Origin of the sequence: Sphingomonas sp. (genome assembly GCF_036387595.1) — a bacterium.
Taxonomy (GTDB): domain Bacteria; phylum Pseudomonadota; class Alphaproteobacteria; order Sphingomonadales; family Sphingomonadaceae; genus Sphingomonas.
In genome coordinates, this window is sequence record NZ_DASVTL010000074.1 from 126676 (window position 1) to 145128 (window position 18453).

Annotated in this window: 11 protein-coding genes; 9 read left to right on the forward strand and 2 right to left on the reverse strand. The window is 69.3% G+C overall.

All coding sequences use genetic code 11. The features are described from left to right. Positions 1 to 2: 2 nt before the first annotated feature. Positions 3 to 1358, reverse strand: a complete 1356-nt coding sequence (locus tag VF643_RS07420; protein WP_331042731.1) for a glycosyl transferase family protein — start codon at positions 1356 to 1358, stop codon at positions 3 to 5. A 111-nt stretch (positions 1359 to 1469) separates the two neighbouring features. Between VF643_RS07420 and VF643_RS07425 the strand changes: the two genes are divergently transcribed. Together VF643_RS07425 and pbpC are read left to right on the forward strand one after the other, a co-directional pair. Beyond that, the gene (locus VF643_RS07425; protein ID WP_331042732.1) at positions 1470 to 7196 is read left to right on the forward strand and encodes an alpha-2-macroglobulin family protein; all 5727 of its coding nucleotides are present in this window, start codon (positions 1470 to 1472) and stop codon (positions 7194 to 7196) included. Positions 7197 to 7261: 65 nt separating this feature from the next. Then, complete coding sequence (gene pbpC / locus VF643_RS07430; protein ID WP_331042799.1) at positions 7262 to 9301, forward strand: penicillin-binding protein 1C; 2040 nt, start codon at positions 7262 to 7264, stop codon at positions 9299 to 9301. A gap of 181 nt (positions 9302 to 9482) precedes the next feature. On the opposite strand, the gene VF643_RS07435 is transcribed toward pbpC, so the two are convergent. After that, positions 9483 to 9989, reverse strand: a complete 507-nt coding sequence (locus VF643_RS07435; protein ID WP_414713817.1) for an outer membrane protein assembly factor BamE — start codon at positions 9987 to 9989, stop codon at positions 9483 to 9485. 173 nt (positions 9990 to 10162) lie between these two features. Between VF643_RS07435 and VF643_RS07440 the strand changes: the two genes are divergently transcribed. From VF643_RS07440 to VF643_RS07470, 7 genes are all read left to right on the forward strand, one after another. Beyond that, positions 10163 to 10654 (forward strand): ubiquinol-cytochrome C chaperone family protein, encoded by a 492-nt coding sequence (locus VF643_RS07440; protein ID WP_331042801.1) that lies wholly within the window; start codon positions 10163 to 10165, stop codon positions 10652 to 10654. Beyond that, positions 10651 to 11181, forward strand: a complete 531-nt coding sequence (locus VF643_RS07445; RefSeq protein ID WP_331042733.1) for a DUF177 domain-containing protein — start codon at positions 10651 to 10653, stop codon at positions 11179 to 11181. Before VF643_RS07440 ends, VF643_RS07445 begins: the two co-directional genes overlap by 4 nt. Positions 11182 to 11244: 63 nt before the next feature. After that, the gene (ruvB, locus tag VF643_RS07450; protein WP_331042734.1) at positions 11245 to 12264 is read left to right on the forward strand and encodes a Holliday junction branch migration DNA helicase RuvB; all 1020 of its coding nucleotides are present in this window, start codon (positions 11245 to 11247) and stop codon (positions 12262 to 12264) included. Positions 12265 to 12550: 286 nt separating this feature from the next. Next, entirely contained in the window at positions 12551 to 13606 is a 1056-nt protein-coding gene (locus tag VF643_RS07455) for a DUF2806 domain-containing protein (RefSeq protein ID WP_331042735.1), read from the forward strand. A 426-nt stretch (positions 13607 to 14032) separates the two neighbouring features. Then, a complete protein-coding gene (gene ptsP, locus VF643_RS07460) occupies positions 14033 to 16303 on the forward strand; it encodes a phosphoenolpyruvate--protein phosphotransferase (RefSeq protein WP_331042736.1) in 2271 nt (756 codons plus the stop codon). A 112-nt stretch (positions 16304 to 16415) separates the two neighbouring features. Beyond that, complete coding sequence (locus VF643_RS07465; RefSeq protein ID WP_331042737.1) at positions 16416 to 17402, forward strand: helix-turn-helix domain-containing protein; 987 nt, start codon at positions 16416 to 16418, stop codon at positions 17400 to 17402. A gap of 87 nt (positions 17403 to 17489) precedes the next feature. Further along, entirely contained in the window at positions 17490 to 18419 is a 930-nt protein-coding gene (locus VF643_RS07470; protein WP_331042738.1) for a hypothetical protein, read from the forward strand. The last annotated feature ends 34 nt before the right edge of the window (positions 18420 to 18453 follow it).

Sequence of the window (18453 nt, forward strand, 5' to 3'; positions counted from 1 at the left end):
TGTCACCGACCGTCGAGCGCCTCGGCGTCGGGGAACATGTGGTGCGTCTTGTCCCACACCGGCGCGCGGCCGCGCAGCATGCCCATGTACCGCAGCATCGCCCGGCGCGCCGCCATCAGCGCGATGATGTTGCCGACGACGAAGCGCGGCACCGACAACAGCCCTTCGCCGAAGCCATAGACCCGCGTGGTGAAGACGAACCGCGAAACGAGCCGCCACAGCAGCATCGCGCCGTTGATTGCCAGGATCGCCAGCAGGCCCTCGCCCGCCGCCGGCATCGGCGTTGCGGCGCCCCAATGTGCGAGCGCGCTCATCGGCCAGGCAAGCAGCGCGATATAGGCGACCGCCAGAACGAGCACCGCCAGCGGTGCGCGCCGGTCGTGCATCCGCATCCAGTGATCTCCGATCGCGCTCCACCGCCCCCAGCCGACCCGGTCCCACCCGGCGAGCGAGATGCCGATCATCCAGCGGGCCTTCTGCCGCACCGCGGCGCGCACGTCGGCGGGGAAATAGGCGCGCGTTGCGACGTGTTCGCCATCCGCGTCCAGCACCTGCGCGAAGATGCCCCGACCGCCAAATGCTGCGATTCTCAGGCCCAGCTCATAATCTTCGGTCAGACTTTCGGCGTCGAACGGATTGCCGTCGCGCATCGCCGCGATCCGCGTCAGCATGTCGGTGCGGATCGCGCAGCCTACCCCCGCCAGCGGCATGCCCGCGCCCAGCGCCACGCGCACGACCATGTTGCGTCCGTGAGATTCCGCGAACTCGTCCGCATACACCCCCGACACCAGCGATCCGGCGGCGATCAGCGCCTGCACCGGCAATTGCACGACCGCATGGGTATCGAGCAGGACATCGAACACGCGCAACGCGTCCGGGTGGACGACATCCTCGGCATCGTGGAGCACGACCGCGCGCACCGCGGCCCCGCTTCGTCTCAGGTCATGCCAGAGCACGTTCAGGCAGTCCGCCTTGGTGGTCGGGCCATCGCGCGGCCCCACCACCGCGCGCACCCTCGCGTCGCGCCGTGCGACCTTCGTCACCGCTGCGATGGTCGCGGCGTCGTTCGGATAAAGGCCGACGTGGATGCGGTAATCCTCATGCCGGATGCGAGCGAGCGCGGTGTCCAGCATGGCGCCGATCACCGCCGCCTCGTCCCAGGCCGGCACGAAGATCACGAATCTTCCCGCGCCTTCGCAGGCGCCGAGCCGTGCGATCGGCACCGCGCGATCGTGCCCGGCCAGTCGCCGCACCCAATAGACCGCGTCGGTCGCCAGATCGTCCACGCCGCCGATCAGCAGCCCGACCGCGGCGAAGAGCATCGTCTCGCGCGCAAGCGAATCGAGTATCCAGATCATCTGCGGCCCCCCGTTGTCGTCAGCATCGCCGGGGCATGCGGGCCGCGCAATCCCTGCTGGCGTCGGCCGTTGGCGCGGCTTAGCTTGGCGCTCAGCTAGGGGGAGGCGACGATGCGGCTGTGGGGGCGGGTGACGATGCTGGCGCTCGCATTCGCGCCCGTCGCTGCGCTCGGCGATTCCAGCCCGCACGTCATCCTGGCCGTGCCAGGAACCGGCGGCGGCGCAGGCGCGATCGAGCGGTTCACGCTACGCTTCAGCCAGCCGATGGTCCCGCTGGGCGACCCACGCGCGGCGGCGCCCTTCGCCACCGCCTGCACGGGCTCGGGCCGCTGGGTCGATGCACAAAGCTGGGTCTATGATTTCGCCGCACCGCTGGCGGGCGGCACGACCTGCACGTTCGACGCGCGCGACGGCGTGCGCTACGTCGCGGGTGTCGCGCTGAGCGGGCAGCGTCGCTTCACCGTCGATGCGGGCGGACCGTCGGCGCGCGCGATCCTGCCGGCCGCCGATGGCAGCGGCGGCGAGATCGAGGAGGACCAGACATTCCTCGTCGCCACCAACATGCCGGCGACGCGCGAGTCGATCGTGGCACATGCCTATTGCGCGATTCAAGGCATCGGCGAGAAGGTGCCCGTCGATGTGCTCGGCAGTGACGTGCCGTCCAAAGTGCTCGGTGCGATGGATACCGGCATGTGGCCGGTCCAGCGCTTCCTGGACGAGGCCGGCCTGCCCGATGCGATCCCGGCCAGTGCCGCGGACCGGAAGCGTATGCTCGCCGGAGTCGTGGCGCTGCGCTGCCGCCGCGCGTTGCCGCCGGGTCAGGACGTGGCGCTCGTCTGGGGGGCGGACATCGCCGGCGCCTCGGGCAAGCGCGCGGGCACGGTTCGCCGTTTCGACTTCACCGTTCGCCAGCCGTTCACCGCGCGCTTCGAATGTTCGCGGGTCAATCCGCAGGCCGGGTGCAGCCCGGTCGAGCCGGCGCATGTCCGCCTCACCGCGCCCATAAGGCTGGTCGACGCGCGCGCGGTTCGCATCCGTCTGGCCGACGGCCGCACCATCGCGCCGAAAATCGGTGACGACGAGGCCAAGCGCGCCACGATCGCCGACCTGACCTTCGCAGCGCCGCTACCCGCCGATGTCGCGGCGCGAGTCGAGATGCCGCGCGACTTGCGCGACGAAAGCGGGCGTCCGCTCGCCAATGCAGCGCGCTTCCCGCTCGCGATCCGCTTCGACCGCGCGCCGCCGCTGGTGAAGTTCGCGGCGAAATTCGGCATCCTCGAAGCCGCGCAGGGCGGCGTATTGCCCGTCACCGTCCGCAACGTCGAGCCCGGGTTGCGCGGTCGCGTTTCCCCGATCGGGGGCCGTACGCTGCGGGTGGGCGATTCCGATCGGGAGGTCGCACTCTGGCTGCGCACCGTCGCGGATGCCGACGAAACGACTATCGACGAAGGCAAGGACGGCACCCGCATCAACCGCACCGCCGCCGCGTCGATCCTGCCGACCGGTCAGGGTACGCCGCTGGCGGTGCCGCTACCCGGCAAGGGCCGCGATTTCGAGGTCGTCGGCATCCCGCTGGGCAAGCCCGGCTTCTACGTGGTGGAGCTGGAAAGCCGAACGCTCGGCCGTGCGCTCCTCGGCCGCGATGCGCCGCGCTACGTCGCGACCGCGGCGCTGGTCACCGATCTGAGCGTCCACTTCAAATGGGGGCGCGAGCGCAGTCTCGCCTGGGTCACCTCGCTCGGCAGCGGCAGGCCGGTCGCGGGCGCCGACGTCCAGGTCAGCGACGCCTGTACCGGCCGCGCGCTGGCGAAGGGGCGCACCGATCGCAGCGGCGGGTTGATGATCCCGGCCGGACTGCCCCAGCCCGAAACCTACGGAAGCTGCGATGGCGAGGCGCATCCGCTGATGATCTCGGCGCGCACGAGCGGCGATTTCGGCTTCGCGACGACGCACTGGGGAGAGGGGCTGCGCCCCTACGATTTCGAAATGCCTTATGGCTACGAAGTGCCCACGGCCAAGGTCCACACGATCTTCGACCGCATGCTCGTGCGCCAGGGCGAGACGATCCACATGAAGCACGTGGTCCGCCGGCCGGCGGGGCAGGGCTTCGTGATCCCTGCGGGGTTCAAGGCGCAGTTGCGGCTGTCGCACCGCGGATCGGAAACCCAGTTCGATCTGCCGCTCGCCATCGACGCACGTGGCCGCGGCGAAAGCAGCTGGACCGCGCCTGCCGCCGCGCCGATGGGCGATTACGACGTTCAGGTCGTGATGGCCGACGGCAATACGCTCTACACCGGACAGTCGTTCAAGGTTGACGAATACCGCCTGCCGACGATGCGCGCGAGCGTCTCCGGCCCGCGCGAGGCGGCGGTCCGGCCGAAGTCGCTGCCGCTCGACCTGTTCGCGGGCTATCTCTCGGGCGGCGGCGCGTCGAACCTGGCGGTCGATCTGCGCATCGGCTGGTCCCAGCACGGCGGCACGCCGGAGGGCTATGAGACCTATACTTTCGGCGGAACCGCGGTCAGCGAAGGCGTCCGCGCGCTCGATGGCGAGGGCAATGACACGCCGGTCGCGCTGCCGCCGGCGCAGACGCTGCCCGTCACGCTCGGTGCCGACGGCACCCGGCGCACCGCCATCCCCATGCCGCCGCTCGACGCGCAGGCCGACATGCGCGTCGAGATGGATTACCGCGACGCCAATGGCGAGGTGCTGACCGCCTCGCGCACCATCCCGATCCTGCCGTCCGCGGTGCAACTGGGCCTGCGCACCGATGGCTGGATGATGAAGCAGGACGATCTGCGACTGCGCTTCGTCGCGCTCGATACCCAGGGCAGGCCGATCGGTGGCCAGCGGGTCGCGGTGGCGCTCTACAGCCGTCAGATCCTTACCGCGCGGCGGCGGCTGATCGGCGGCTTCTATGCCTATGATAATCAAATGCGCACGACCCGCCTCGACGCGACGTGCGATGCGAAGACCGACGCGCAAGGGTTTGCGGGCTGCACGATCGACCCCGGCGTATCGGGGGAAGTCTATGCCGTGGCGACCGCGAAGGACGCCGACGGCAATGTCGCGCGCGCGGTGCGACCGGTATGGCTGGCGGGGGACGACGACTGGTGGTTCGGCGGCGACAACGGCGACCGCATGGACCTGGTGCCGGAGCGAACCTCGTACAAGGCGGGTGAGACCGCGCGCTTCCAGGTGCGCATGCCGTTTCGTGCCGCCACCGCGCTGGTCACGGTCGAGCGCGAAGGTGTCCTCGCCAGCTACGTCACGCAGGTGTCCGGCAAGGATCCGGTCGTGGAGGTGAAGATGCCCGCCGCCTATGCGCCCGACGTCTTCGTGTCCGTGCTCGCGGTGCGCGGGCGGGTCGAACCGGGCTTCTGGTCGTGGCTGCGCGGACTCGGCCGCAGCCTGGGGCTGGTTCGCGGGCCGGACGACGCGCCGCCGCCGACAGCCTTGGTCGATCTCGCCAAGCCTGCCTATCGCATGGGCGTCGCCAGGGTGAAGGTCGGGTGGGAGGGACACCGCCTCGATGTCGCGGTGAAGGCCGATCGCGCGCGCTACGCCGCGCGCGATGTCGCGCAGGTGGCGGTCCGCGTCCGCCGCCCGGACGGCACCCCGGCGCGCTCCGCCGACGTCGCCTTCGTCGCGGTCGATCAGGCGCTGCTCCAGCTTGCCCCCAACGAATCCTGGGACGTCCTCGGCGCGATGATGGGCGAGCGCGCGCTGTCGGTGCTGACCTCGACCGCGCAGATGCAGGTCGTCGGCAAACGGCATTACGGCCGCAAGGCGGTGGAGGCGGGCGGCGGCGGCGGCGATGCGTCGGCGCTCAACCGTGAGAATTTCCAGCCGGTGCTGCTCTGGCGCGGTACGCTGCCGCTGGATGCGCAGGGGCGCGCACGCGTCGCGGTGCCGCTGTCGGACGCCCTGTCGTCGTTCCGCCTCGTCGCGGTGGCGACCGAGGGGCAGGCGCTGTTCGGCACGGGTCAGGCGGACATCCGCAGCACGCAGGATCTGTCGCTCTACGCCGGGCTGCCGCCGCTCGTGCGCACCGGCGATTTCTACGCCGCGGGGTTCACGCTGCGCAACGGATCGACGCGCGCGATGACGGTGACCGCAACGGTCGCGGTCACGCCGCGGGTCGCGAACGGGCGTGCGATCACGGTGACGATCCCGGCGGGGGGCGCGGTGCCGATCGCCTGGAACCTCACCGCGCCCGAAGGTGTCGATACCCTGCGCTGGCAGGTGTCGGCGCGCACCGCCGACGGCCGCGCCGCCGACCGCATCACCGCGACCCAGGACGTCGTGGCTGCGATCCCCGTCGAGACCTGGGCCGCGACGCTGGCGCGGGTCGGCGCGGCGACGACCATCCCGATCGCGGCACCCGCCGGCGCGCTGCCCGATCGCGGATCGGTCGATATAGCGCTTGCCGATACGCTCGCGCCGCCGCTCGCCGGGGTCCGCGCCTATATGGCGGCCTATCCGTATCAGTGCTTCGAACAGCAATTGTCACGCGCGGTGGCGCTGGGCGACATGGCGGCCTGGACCCGGCTGGCGGGGGCGCTGCCGACCTATCAGGCGCCCGACGGGCTGCTGCGCTATTGGCCCAGCGGATCGCTGAACGGGTCGGAGGCGCTGACGTCCTACGTCCTCTCGCTCACCGCCGAAGCCGGGCTGGCGGTGCCCGACACCGCCCGCGCCCGGATGATCGAGGCGCTGAAAGCGGTGCTCGACGGCCGCCTCGCCCAGGAGGATTACGGCGACGTCCGTCTGCGCAAGGTCGCGGCGCTGGCCGCGCTGGCCCGCGCCGGTGCCGCGACCCCGGCGATGCTCGGCCAGATCGGCATGGGCGCGGCCGAGATGCCGAGCGGGGCGCTGATCGACTGGATCGCCGCGATCGACCGCATCCCCGGCCTGGCCAATGCCGCCGCCCTGCGCGCCCAGGCCGAAACCGTGCTGCGCGGACGACTCGCCTATGAGGGCACGAGGCTGGACCTGTCCGACCAGGGCGACGCCGCATGGTGGCTGATGCAATCGGCGGACGAGACCGCGGCGCGGGCGGCGCTGCTGGCGATCGGCCGCGTCGGTTGGCAGGACGAGGCGCCGCGGATGATGACGGGCTTCGCTGCACGCCAGCGCCGCGGCCATTGGGACACGACGCCCGCCAACGCCTGGGGGTCGCTGGCGGTGCGCCGATTCGCGCGAACCTATCCCGCACAGGCGATCGCGGGCACGACCACGCTGTCGCTGGCGGGGCGGAGCATCGCCAAGGGCTGGCCGTTGGCGCCGCAGGCGCGGGCCGCGTCGTTCGCGCTGCCCGCCCGCGCCACGCTGTCGCTGAGCCAATCGGGGGGAGCAGGACCGTGGGCAAGCGTCGCGATCCGTGCCGCCGTGCCGCTACGCGCGCCGCTGTTCGCAGGATACCGGATCACGCGACGGGTCGAAATCGTGCAGGCGCGCCACGCCGGGCGGCTGACCCGCGGCGACGTGCTGCGCATCACCATCGCGGTCGATGCGAATGCCGAGCGTAACTGGGTCGTCGTCAGCGATCCCGTGCCCGCGGGCGCGACGATCATCGGCGATCTGGGCGGTCAGTCGCAGATGCTCGATGCGGGTTCGGGCGCCGCGGGGCCGGGGCCTTCCTATGTCGAGCGCGGGCGCGACGCCTGGCGCGGCTATTTCGCCTGGCTGCCGCGCGGTCGCACCCGGATCGCGTATACGGTGCGTCTGAACGGCGCCGGCCGTTTCAGCTTGCCGCCGACCCGCGTGGAGGCGATGTACGATCCCGCGATCCATGCCGCGCTGCCCAATGCCGGGGTGGCGGTGGCGGATCGGTGACCCGCGGCGTGCGCACCGCGCTGGGCGCAGGCGCGTTGCTCGTCCTGACGCTGGGTGTCGCCGACATGGCGACGCTCCCGCCACCCCTCCCGGCCTATGCCGCCGTGCGCGCCGCCTGGCGTCCGTCGGAGGCCTGGCTCTACGATCGCCACGGTGTTCTGATCGATTCGGCACGGGTCGATTTCGCGCGCCGCCGCCTGGCCTGGACGCCGCTGGCTGCCGTCGCGCCGGTCGTCGCACGCACCATCGTCGCGGCCGAGGATCACCGATTCGCTGCGCATGGCGGCATCGACTGGATCGCCGTAGCCGCCGCCCTGCGCGATCGGATAGCGGGCCGCCCGCCGCGCGGCGCCAGCACGCTCTCGATGCAGGTCGCAGGCTATCTCGTGCCCGCGCTCGACACGCCGGGCCGCCGGGGCTGGCGCGCCAAGCTGGGCCAGGCGCGCGCGGCGCAGGCGCTGGAGGCGCATTGGTCGAAGGACCAGATTCTGGAGGCGTATCTGAACCTCGCGGGGTTCCGTGGCGAGGCGCAGGGGATCGGCGCCGCGGCGCTCGGGCTGTTCGGCAAGACGCCCGCGGCGCTTTCCCGCGACGATGCGCTGCTGCTCGCCGCGCTGTTGCCGCAGCCGCAGGCGCCGCCCGCTGCGCTCGCCCGCCGCGCCTGCACGCTGTCGGGGACGCGCGACTGTACCCGGTTCGCGGGCGCCGCTGCGGCAATGTCCGGCCCGGCGCGCACGCTTGCGCTCGACCCCGGCCTCGCGCCGCATCTCGCCGGCCACCTGCTGACCCGCCCCGGCGCACGGGTTCGCACCACGCTCGACGCCGCGATCCAGCGCCTCGCGACCGCGGCGCTGGCCCGCCAGTTGCAGGGGCTGGGCGGCACCCGCGCCCGCGACGGCGCGGTGATCGTCGCGGACAATGCCAGCGGCGACGTGCTTGCCTGGGTCGGCGGCGTCGGCGGCACGTCCACCGCACCTGCGGTCGACAACGCCCGCGCCTATCGGCAGGCGGGATCGACGCTCAAACCCTTCCTCTATGCGCAGGCGATCGAGCGCCGCTATCTGACCGCCGCCTCCATCCTCGACGATTCGCCGGTGCAGCTCGACACCGCATCGGGGCTGTACGTGCCCCAGAATTACGATCGCGGGTTCAAGGGGCCGGTGTCCGCGCGCGTGGCGCTGGCGGGATCGCTGAACGTGCCGGCGGTGCGTACCCTGCTGCTGGTCGGGGTCGAACCGTTCCGCGACCGCCTGTGGGACAGCGGCTACCGCGGCCTGGTCGAGGATGGCGGCCATTACGGCTTTTCGCTTGCGCTCGGCTCGGCCGAGGTGACGCTGGCCGAGCAGGTCGCGGCCTATCGCACGCTGGCCCGCGGCGGACTCTGGTCGCCGCTGCGTCTCACCGCTGCCGACCGCCGCGGCCGCGACCGGGTGACGACCACCCCCGCCGCCGCCTTCATCGTCACCGACATGCTCGCCGACAACGATGCCCGCGCCGCCACGTTCGGCAGCGATTCGGCACTCCGCCTGCCGTTTCGCGCCGCGGTGAAGACCGGCACGTCGAAGGGGATGCGCGACAATTGGTGCATCGGCTTCACCCCGCTTTTCACCGTCGGCGTGTGGATCGGCAATGCGGAGGGCGATCCGATGCGCGGCGTATCGGGCACCAGCGGCGCGGCGCCGGTGTGGCGCGACGTGATGATGGCGATCGAGGCGGGCCGCATGTCCCCGGCCCCGCCCGCCTCGGTGGAATCGCGCCGGATCGTCTTTGCCGATGCGCGCGAGGCGCCAAGGCGCGAATGGTTCGTGCGCGGCACCGCGCAGAGCGTGATCGCCGCTGCTCCCGCCGCCGCGCGCCGCCCCCGCTTCGTCAATCCCGCCGCGGGCAGTGTCTATGCGCTGGACCCCGACATCCCCATCGACCGCCAACGCGTGGCGATCGCGGTATCGGGCGATGCCTCGCGCCACCGCATCGTCCTCGACGCGCGCGATCTTGGCCCCGCCGACGCGCGGCCGATGATACTCCCCGGCCCCGGGCTGCACCGCCTGCGGCTGGTCGATCTCACCGGCCGGGTCGTCGATCAGGTGCGCTTCACGATGCGGTGAGGCAGGCGCCGGAATGGAAATTTCGAAAGGGTTCGAACCAAATCACCGCAAGGGCGTTGCGCGGATGGTCCTTAAACCCCCTTTCGGGACCGGTGCCGACCCAAGCACGGCACGGCCGCGCCGACGCGTAAACGCGGCGCGGCCAAATCCTGTCGAGCCGTGGCGACCGCGTAACGGGCTATTACGGCGTGTCGCGCCCGCCGCCGCCGCCACCCTGGCCCGGCCCCTGTCCGCCGGCACCCGGCGCACCTACCGTGCCGATATTGCCGAACAGGTCGGAGAAGAAGCTGCGCTCGCGGCCCAGCGTCGGGGTCTTCTTGCTGTCCGGGCTGATCGACGCGATCTGCTCGGCCGATCCGCGGCGGATCGCGGTGACCGTGCCGGCGGCGTCGAAGGTGATCTGCAGCGTCAGCTGCGCCTTGGGGTTCGGCTTCTGGAACCCGTAAGCGCGGCTTTCGCGCGCGATATAATACCAGTCACCCTGGTTGAACTGGCTGGCGAAGCTCGGGCGACCCAGCGTCTGGAGCACCGATTCGCGATTGTCGACGCCCGGCTGGACCGAATTCACGAGGTCGGCATCGACGATATAGCCCTGATGCGACGGCAGCGGGGAGCAGCCGCCGACGCTCAGCGCGCCCGCGCAGAAAACGCCGAGCCATGCCTTGGCGGCACGCGGGATGGGGAACAGGCTCACGAGATTTCTCCGCAGATGGGTACAGGCTTACACGGCCCCCGCCCGCGATGTGATCCCCATGCGATTGCATCGGCGGCCGATCGCTTCGATATGCGAGGATGCGCGGGCAGACAAGCATATGCCGGGCGTGCGCGGCGAAGGGATGTATCTTGGGCTGGTTGGCGACGATGTTCGGATCGAAGCGGGATGAGGCGATGCTCCCGCTCTACAATGCGGTGGTGGCAAGGGCGCGCGCGCCGCACTGGTATCTCGACGGGGGCGTGCCCGATACCGTGGACGGACGGTTCGACATGATCGCCGCGGTCCTCTCCTTCGTCCTGCTGCGGCTGGAGGGGGTGCCGGAGGGGGCTGGTCCGTCGGCGGCCCTGGCCGAGCGTTTCGTCGACGACATGGACGGCCAGCTTCGCCAGATGGGGATCGGCGACATCGTCGTCGGCAAGCATATCGGCAAGATGATGGCGATGCTCGGCGGCCGGCTGGGTGCCTATCGCGAAGGGCTGGCGCGCGGCGCGATCGACGACGCGCTGGTCCGCAACCTCTACCGGGGGGAGGCGCCCGCGCCCGCAGCCCTCGCGCATGTCCGCGACGCGCTGCTCGCATGGCATGCCGCGCTCGCAGGCCTGCCGGCGGCGCAGGTGATCGAAGGAGAGCTTGGATGACCGTGCCTGCCGAATTCGCCCGCCCCATCGCGATCGACACGATCGGCGAGGGTGATCGCATGATCGCGATCGAGGCCGATGCCGACGAACGCCGCCGCCTGGCCGCGCGCTTCGCGCTGATCGCGATCGACTCGCTGACCGCGCGGTTCGCGGTGCGCCGCGACGGTGCGGCGATCGTCGCCACCGGAGACGTCGCCGCGCAGGTGGTGCAGGCCTGCTCGGTCACCGGCGAACCGATCCCCGCAACCGTGGCGGAGGCGGTCACGCTGCGCTTCGTCGACGATCTCGCGGCTGGCGAGGAGGAGGTCGAACTGTCCGACGACGCGCTCGACACGCTGCCGATCGAGGACGGCGGGATCGACCTGGGCGAAGCCGCGGCGGAGACGATGGCGCTGGCCCTCGATCCCTTTCCGCGTGCGCCCGAAGCCGCGGCGGCGTTGCGCGCGGCCGGCGTGTTCGGCGAGGACGAGGCCCGGCCGTTCGGCGCGCTTGCCGGGTTGAAGGCGAAACTCGGGAAGCCGTCCTGATTCGGCCGGCCCATGCGATCGGCGGTGTCGCACATCGGTGAACGATAGTACGACCCCTGCGCCATGACCGACGACCGCCTCCTCGCCCCGGCGCGCAAGCCCGAAGACATCGACGCCGCGCTGCGCCCCAAGACGCTCGACGAATTCGTCGGGCAGAAGGTCGCGCGCGAGAATTTGCGCATCTTCGTCGCCGCGGCCAGACAGCGCGGGGAGGCGCTCGATCACGTCCTGCTGTTCGGCCCGCCCGGCCTCGGCAAGACCACGCTGGCGCAGATCGTCGCGCGCGAGATGGGGGTGGGGTTCCGCGCCACCTCCGGCCCGGTGATCGCCAAGTCCGGCGATCTCGCCGCGCTGCTGACCAATCTGGAGGATGGCGACGTCCTCTTCATCGACGAAATCCACCGGCTCCAGCCTGCGGTCGAGGAAATCCTCTACCCCGCGATGGAGGATCGCGCGCTGGACCTGATGATCGGCGAGGGACCGTCCGCCCGGTCGGTCCGCATCGACCTGCCGCGCTTCACGCTCGTCGGCGCGACGACGCGTCAGGGGTTGCTCACGACGCCGTTGCGCGACCGGTTCGGTATCCCGGTGCGGCTGCAATTCTACACCGTCGACGAACTCACCCGCGTCGTCACCCGCGCCGCCGGGCTGCTCGGCCTTGCCATCGCCCCCGACGGCGCCATCGAGATCGCGCGCCGCGCGCGCGGCACCCCGCGCATCGCCGGACGCCTGCTCCGCCGCGTCCGCGACTTCGCCGACGTCGCCGGCGACGCGGTGGTCGATGCGCGAGTCGCCGACGCCGCGCTGCTGCGGCTGGAAGTCGACGCACTCGGCCTCGATGCGATGGACCGCCGGTATCTGAACATGATCGCCGACATCTATCGCGGCGGCCCGGTCGGCGTGGAAACGCTCGCGGCCGGCCTCAGCGAACCGCGCGACACGATCGAGGAAGTGATCGAACCCTATCTCATCCAACTCGGCCTGGTCGCCCGCACCGCCCGCGGCCGCTGCCTGAATGCCGGCGGGTGGAAGCATCTGGGGCTGAACCCGCCGGCGGGAAGCCAGGACGGGCTGTTCGACTGAGGGGAGGCTGAGCGGGCTGTTCCGGGGGGTGGTTCGCGGGGCGCCGAAGGAATCGAGCCTACCCCAAATGTCGTAACCGTTCGATTGTGACACCTCGGCAATTATGTCCGCTTAGGCTCCTGCAACTCAGTGCGGGGCGCCTGCGACCCCCAGTGCTCGATACGCCGTCACCCCGCACGCTCGCGGCTTCGAAGGGGTTAAACTATGCTGCCCTTGCCCCTTTATGTTTTACCTGATTCAATTACGTAACCGGTGTGCGCCAGCTCAAGCGAAGATAGGAAGCAGGATGACAGAAGAGCCTACCGCTGGCCATAATGGCACACTCGCAATGATCGTAAAGCAAACTGGTTTACCTTCCACTCTGAAAGGCCATGCTCAACGCGTTATCATTCGATGGCTAGCTGGTACGATAGCTCATCCCTATTTCCAGAATGTTCGGGAAAATCTCGACACGATTGAGGGGCGCTCTCGTGTCAACATGATGCTAGCAGAGGAGGTTGGCCGGCAGGCCTTAACTGATCCCGAGCAGATTGAGAGAGCAAAGGCACGTTTTCTCGGCGACACCTTTCGGAAGCAAGAAAACGTAGAGGCGGTTGCCACGGCAGCGGCAGTCAAAATCGAGGCGCAAGCTGATGCAGAGACCGAAGGTAAGCCAGCCGAGGAGCCCTCCGCCGATTTCATGAATGCATTTACGCATGAAGCTGAAAATGCATCATCCGAGCAACTGCGGGATCGTTTAGCGGCTATTCTTGCTGGTGAAATCAAGCGGCCAGGTACATTTTCTAAATCCGTGTTACGCCTTGCTGGCGAAATAGATCAGCAGTCCCTCGCACAGTTTCATAAGGTTCTAGAGAATAGGGTTCAAAAATATATAGTGACACCGCCTGATTGGAATACCGGAGAAATGTATATTACTGGACTTCACCTTAGCGACCTTGGATTGGTAAGTGGGGCAAGCGGAACAAGTCACAATTTCAAACCGGACGAGAACTTGAACGGGTTTATGGTCGGTACCCGTCACGGCATAGTAATAAAATTCAAAGTCGACACTGCTATGATGCAATCTAGTATTTGGATATTGACTAAGGTAGGATTGTGTTTTGCAAATCTTCTACCCGAAACGGATGAACGAATACCACTTCGCCGACTGGCGACAGAGTTAGATAAAGCCAATGTCCGTCAGATAGTTGTTGGCAGAGTAACACCGATCTCTGGCGAAAAAGTCAACGTTTCTTATGACGAGATTGTGTACAGTGAACCAGCACATCACGTTGGACCCGTGAAGTCTGGGTTGATCGGTGTTTCGGCGCAGGCTCCGCCAATTGACTTCAAAAATCCCTAGTTGTGGGTGTACGCGATCACTGTGCACTACATACACGCATGACGGAGCTGTAGGGTCTTTCGCCATTTTCAGGCAGAGGCAAAAACCTGCGATTTACTCATCGCGAACGTTCGCTCTTGGGTCGAAAGCGGACAAGTGTCACAACCGGTCGGTTCTGACGCGACTCGCCTGCCGACGCATTTCAGCACGCTTTCCGGTATCAGAGTTCCGCTTCAGAATGCCCACGCGCCAGCCCGCAAGTTGCCGCTGTCCTACACGTCGCACCCCCGCCATGCGGGCTACGCGGACAAACCCCCGTTCTCGTCCCGGCCGGACTCGAGGAGAATGCGTCCGGGCGTGACTTTCCAGTGACCTTCCCCTCCGGCGCCCGCGTCCCAAACTTTTGTTGCGTGGCACCCACGCTCCCCATCTGATAGCGAGTGGCGCATGCTATCGGCCGCCGCCTCCGCCCGCGAAATCCTCGTCCGCCTTCACGACGTGATGGCCGGGCGCACGCCGCCGCAGGCCAAGCTGAACGCGGTCGTCCAGATCATCGGCGAGACGATCGGCAGCGAGGTCTGCTCGATCTATCTGCTGCGCGAGGGGCTGCTCGAACTCTACGCCACCCGGGGCCTCGCGCAGGAGGCGGTGCACGTCACCAAGCTGGCGCTGGGCGAGGGGCTGGTCGGCACGATCGCCGCGGATGTCGAGGTGCTCAATCTCGACGAGGCGACCAGCCATCCCAATTTCGTCCACAATCCCGAGACGGGGGAGGATCGGTTCCACAGCTTCGCCGGCGTGCCGATCATCCGGCGCGAACGGTCGGTGGGGGTGCTGGCGGTCCAGCACGTCGATCCGCGCCGTTATCAGGATGTCGAGATCGAGGCGTTGCAGACCGTCGCGATGGTGCTCAGCGAACTCATCGCCAACGCCGGGCTGATCGACGTCGCGACCGGCGCGGGCAATCGGCCGCAATCGACCGCGTCGGTGCGGCTGCCGGGGCTGAAACTGGTCGAGGGCATGGGCGCAGGCTTCGCGGTCTTTCACCAGCCGCGGATCACCATCGAGCATACCGTCGCCGAGGACACCGACGCCGAGCGCCACCGCGTCTATGCCGCGTTCGACAAGATGCGCGCGCAGATCGACCGGATGACCCATGAGGCCGAATTCGGCACCGCGGGCGAGCATGACGAGGTGCTCGCGACCTACAAGATGTTCGCCTATGACGAGGGCTGGAGCCGCCGGATCAACGAGGCGATCGACAGCGGGCTGACGGCCGAGGCCGCGATCGAGCGGGTGCAGCAGCGCACGCGCCAGCGGATGCGCCAGATCGACGATCCGCTGCTCGCCGATCGCATGCACGATCTGGAGGATCTGTCGAACCGGCTGCTGCGCATCGTCTCGGGCCAGATGGGCACCGCCGCGCAGATGGGGCTGCGTCAGGACACGATCCTGATCGCGCGCAACCTGGGTCCGGCCGAACTGCTGGAATATGACAAGCGCCGGCTGAAGGGCGTGGTGCTGGAGGAAGGATCGCTGACCGCGCACGTCACCATCGTCGCGCGCGCGATGGGGGTGCCGGTGCTCGGCCGGGTGCGCGACGTGCGGCGGACGATCGCGGAGGGCGACATGCTGCTGCTCGATTCGACCGAGGCGAACGTCTTCGTGCGGCCGTCGGCGGCGATGGAGGAAGCGTTCGAGGGCAAGCTGGCCACCCGCCAGAAGCGCAAGGCGGCGTTTGCCGCGCTGCGCGACGTGCCGCCGGTGACCAGGGACGACGAGCGCGTGACGCTGATGGTGAACGCGGGGCTGCGCGACGACGTCGCCGCGCTCGACATTACCGGCGCCGACGGCATCGGGCTGTTCCGCACAGAATTCCAGTTCCTCATTTCCTCCTCGCTCCCCCAGCGCGAGCGCCAGCAGCGGCTGTACAAGGAGGTGCTCGACGCCGCCGGCGACAAGCCGGTGGTCTTTCGCACCGTCGACATCGGCGGCGACAAGGCTTTGCCCTACCTGGTGGTCGAGGCCGGGGACGAGGAAAATCCCGCGATGGGCTGGCGCGCGCTCCGCCTCGCGCTCGAACGCGACGGGCTGATGAAGGCGCAGGCGCGCGCGCTGATCGACGCCGCCGCCGGGCGCGTTCTCAACGTGATGTTCCCGATGGTCAGCGAACCGTGGGAATTCGACGAGGCCAAGGCGCTGTTCGAGGCTCAGCGCGCGTGGATCGGCGCGCGCGGCAAGCGGCTGCCGACCGACATCCGCTACGGCGCGATGCTGGAGGTGCCGGCGCTTGCCGAACAGCTCGATATCCTGCTGCCCAGGGTGCAGTTCCTGTCGGTCGGCACCAACGATCTGACCCAGTTCCTCTTCGCCGCCGATCGCGCCAATCCGAAGCTGGCGGAGCGCTACGACTGGCTCAGCCCGTCGATCCTGCGCTTCCTCGCCCGCCTCGTCGCACCGTGTCGTGCGGCAGGCGTGGACCTGGGCGTGTGCGGCGAGATGGGTGGGCGGCCGCTGGAGGCGATGGCGTTGATCGGGCTGGGCATCGACCGGCTGTCGATCACCCCTGCCGCGATCGGGCCGCTGAAGGCGATGGTCCGCTCGCTCGATGCAGGAACGCTGCGCCAGCGCATGGTGGAGTGGCTCGCGCATCCGCCGCGCGACCTGCGCGGCGTGCTGACCGCGTGGGCGGCGGAAACCGGGGTCGAACTGGCCTGACGTCCGACGGATGCCCCGGGTGACGCGTTGACAGCGTTGCCCGCCTCTGGGACACGTTGCTTAACGGACGCGCGGGCGCAGGGCCTTGCCCGCGCCGAACTCGGAGAAGTTGATGGACGAGGTCGAGGCGGGTCGGACGGAAGGCCAGCCGAGCGTGACGCCGCGCACCATCGGTGAGAGCTTGCGTGCCGCACGCGAGACGCAGGGGCTGTCGCTTGCCGACATCACCGCGCGCACCCGCGTGCCGCTGCGCCACCTCCAGGCGATCGAGGCGTCGGACTATACGACCCTGCCGTCGCCCACCTATGCGGTGGGCTTCGCGCGCGCCTATGCCCGCGCGGTGGGCGCGGACGAGGTCGCCGTCGCCCAGGGCGTGCGGATCGAGGTGGATCGGCTCGGCCGACGTCAGCCCGAATACGAACCTTATGAGGTCACCGACCCCGCCCGCGTGCCATCGCGCGGGGTCGCGATCGTCGCGGCGGGGCTGGCGCTGGGCCTGCTGGTGCTGGTCGCGCTGTATTTCGGCGGCGACTGGCTGCGCGGCCCTGCGCCATCCGCGACGACGGTCGATCCCGCGCCGGCGGTGGCTGCCCGCACGATACCCGTGGCGAGGCCGACGGTGGCATCGGGCGAGGTCGCGCTGACCGCGAGCGACGAGGTGTGGATGCGCGTCTATGATTCGGCGGACAAGACGCTGTACCTGGGCACGATGAAGCCTGGCGAACGGTTCGTCGTGCCGCCGGGTGCGGACGAACCGATGATAAATGTCGGCCGTCCTGACAAGCTGGCGGTGACGCTGAACGGCGCCGCGGTGCCGCCGCTGGGCACCGGCGAGCGCGCGATCAAGGACGTGCGGATCGGCGCCGTGGCACTCGCGGCCCGAATGGCAGGCACGCCCGCGTCCCAGCCGACATCGGCCGCTTCTCCCAGTGCGGCACCCGGTTCGGCGGCCGATGCGACGCCTGCGCCGTCACCCCCGCCCTCGGCCGTCACGCCGCGTCGCACGGTGCAGCGCGAGCGTCCCCGGCCCCGCCGGGTGCTGACCGAAACCCAGCGCGCCAATCTGGAAGCCGCACGCGATCTGCCGCGCGCCCGATAGGCTCAGCCGCGTGCCCTACGGGCTGGAAACCGCGTCTTCAAACCCGCTATAGCGATCCCGCGTACATCCCTGAGGGCCTCGTAACCGATGCGTAAGCTGCTGATTCCCATTCTGTTCGCCACCGTGGCCCTGCCCGCCACGGCGCAGGGCCAGGCCGCGATCGAGGGCCGCGTCGGCAAGCTGGAGAGCGAGATGCGCGCCGTCCAGCGCAAGGTTTTTCCCGGCGGCTCGAGCCAGTATATCCAGCCCGATGTCACCGCGCCCGTGCAGCCCGCCGGCCCCGGTCCGGGCACGCCGGCGTCGAGCGCGATCGTCGATCTCACCGCGCGCGTCACCTCGCTGGAAAGCCAGATCGCGTCGATGACCGGGCAGATCGAACAGAACGAGTTCCGCGTCCGTCAGCTTCAGGAGGCGTTCGACGCCTACCGCCGGTCGAACGATGCGCGGGTGAAGGCGGCCGAGGTTCCCGCCACGGCCGCAAGCGATGGGCCTGATGCGCCAGCGGCCGCCGGCACGCGTCCGGCCTCTCCCCGATCCCCCCCGGCGGCACCCGCCGCCACCACGCCCGCAAAGGGCGATCCGGCACGGGCGCGGCTGATCGCCGCGGTCGCAAAGCCGGCCAGCGGCGACACGCCCGAGGACGAATATCTCTACGGCTACCGGCTGTGGGCGGCCAAACTCTACCCCGAGGCCGAGGCCCAGTTGAAGAAGGTCGCCGCGGACTACCCCAAGCACCGCCGCGCCAGCTACGCCAAGAACCTGCTCGGCCGCGCGTATCTGGACGAGGGCAAGCCCAGCCTGGCGTCGATGACCTTCTACGACAATTATAAAACCCTCCCCGACGGCGAGCGCGCGCCCGAGAGCCTTTATTATCTCGCCCAGGCATTGGTGACGCTCAAGAAACCCGCCGACGCCTGCAAGGTCTATGGCGAATTGAGCGACGTCTATGGGGCGAAGATGGCCGCCTCGATGAAAGCCGACATCGCCCGCGGTCGTGCGGTCGCCAAGTGCGGGTGATGGTCGGGAGATAGATCGCACCGGCATGCAGCGC

Excerpts from the sequence above, each read along its gene's own strand:
- VF643_RS07420 (WP_331042731.1), bottom strand. The coding sequence starts at position 1,358 with ATGATCTGGATACTCGATTCGCTTGCGCGCGAGACGATGCTCTTCGCC.
- pbpC (WP_331042799.1), top strand. The coding sequence starts at position 7,262 with ATGGCGACGCTCCCGCCACCCCTCCCGGCCTATGCCGCCGTGCGCGCC.
- VF643_RS07445 (WP_331042733.1), top strand. The coding sequence starts at position 10,651 with ATGACCGTGCCTGCCGAATTCGCCCGCCCCATCGCGATCGACACGATC.
- VF643_RS07455 (WP_331042735.1), top strand. The coding sequence starts at position 12,551 with ATGACAGAAGAGCCTACCGCTGGCCATAATGGCACACTCGCAATGATC.
- VF643_RS07440 (WP_331042801.1), top strand. The coding sequence starts at position 10,163 with ATGTTCGGATCGAAGCGGGATGAGGCGATGCTCCCGCTCTACAATGCG.
- ruvB (WP_331042734.1), top strand. The coding sequence starts at position 11,245 with ATGACCGACGACCGCCTCCTCGCCCCGGCGCGCAAGCCCGAAGACATC.
- VF643_RS07465 (WP_331042737.1), top strand. The coding sequence starts at position 16,416 with ATGGACGAGGTCGAGGCGGGTCGGACGGAAGGCCAGCCGAGCGTGACG.
- VF643_RS07425 (WP_331042732.1), top strand. The coding sequence starts at position 1,470 with ATGCGGCTGTGGGGGCGGGTGACGATGCTGGCGCTCGCATTCGCGCCC.
- VF643_RS07470 (WP_331042738.1), top strand. The coding sequence starts at position 17,490 with ATGCGTAAGCTGCTGATTCCCATTCTGTTCGCCACCGTGGCCCTGCCC.
- ptsP (WP_331042736.1), top strand. The coding sequence starts at position 14,033 with ATGCTATCGGCCGCCGCCTCCGCCCGCGAAATCCTCGTCCGCCTTCAC.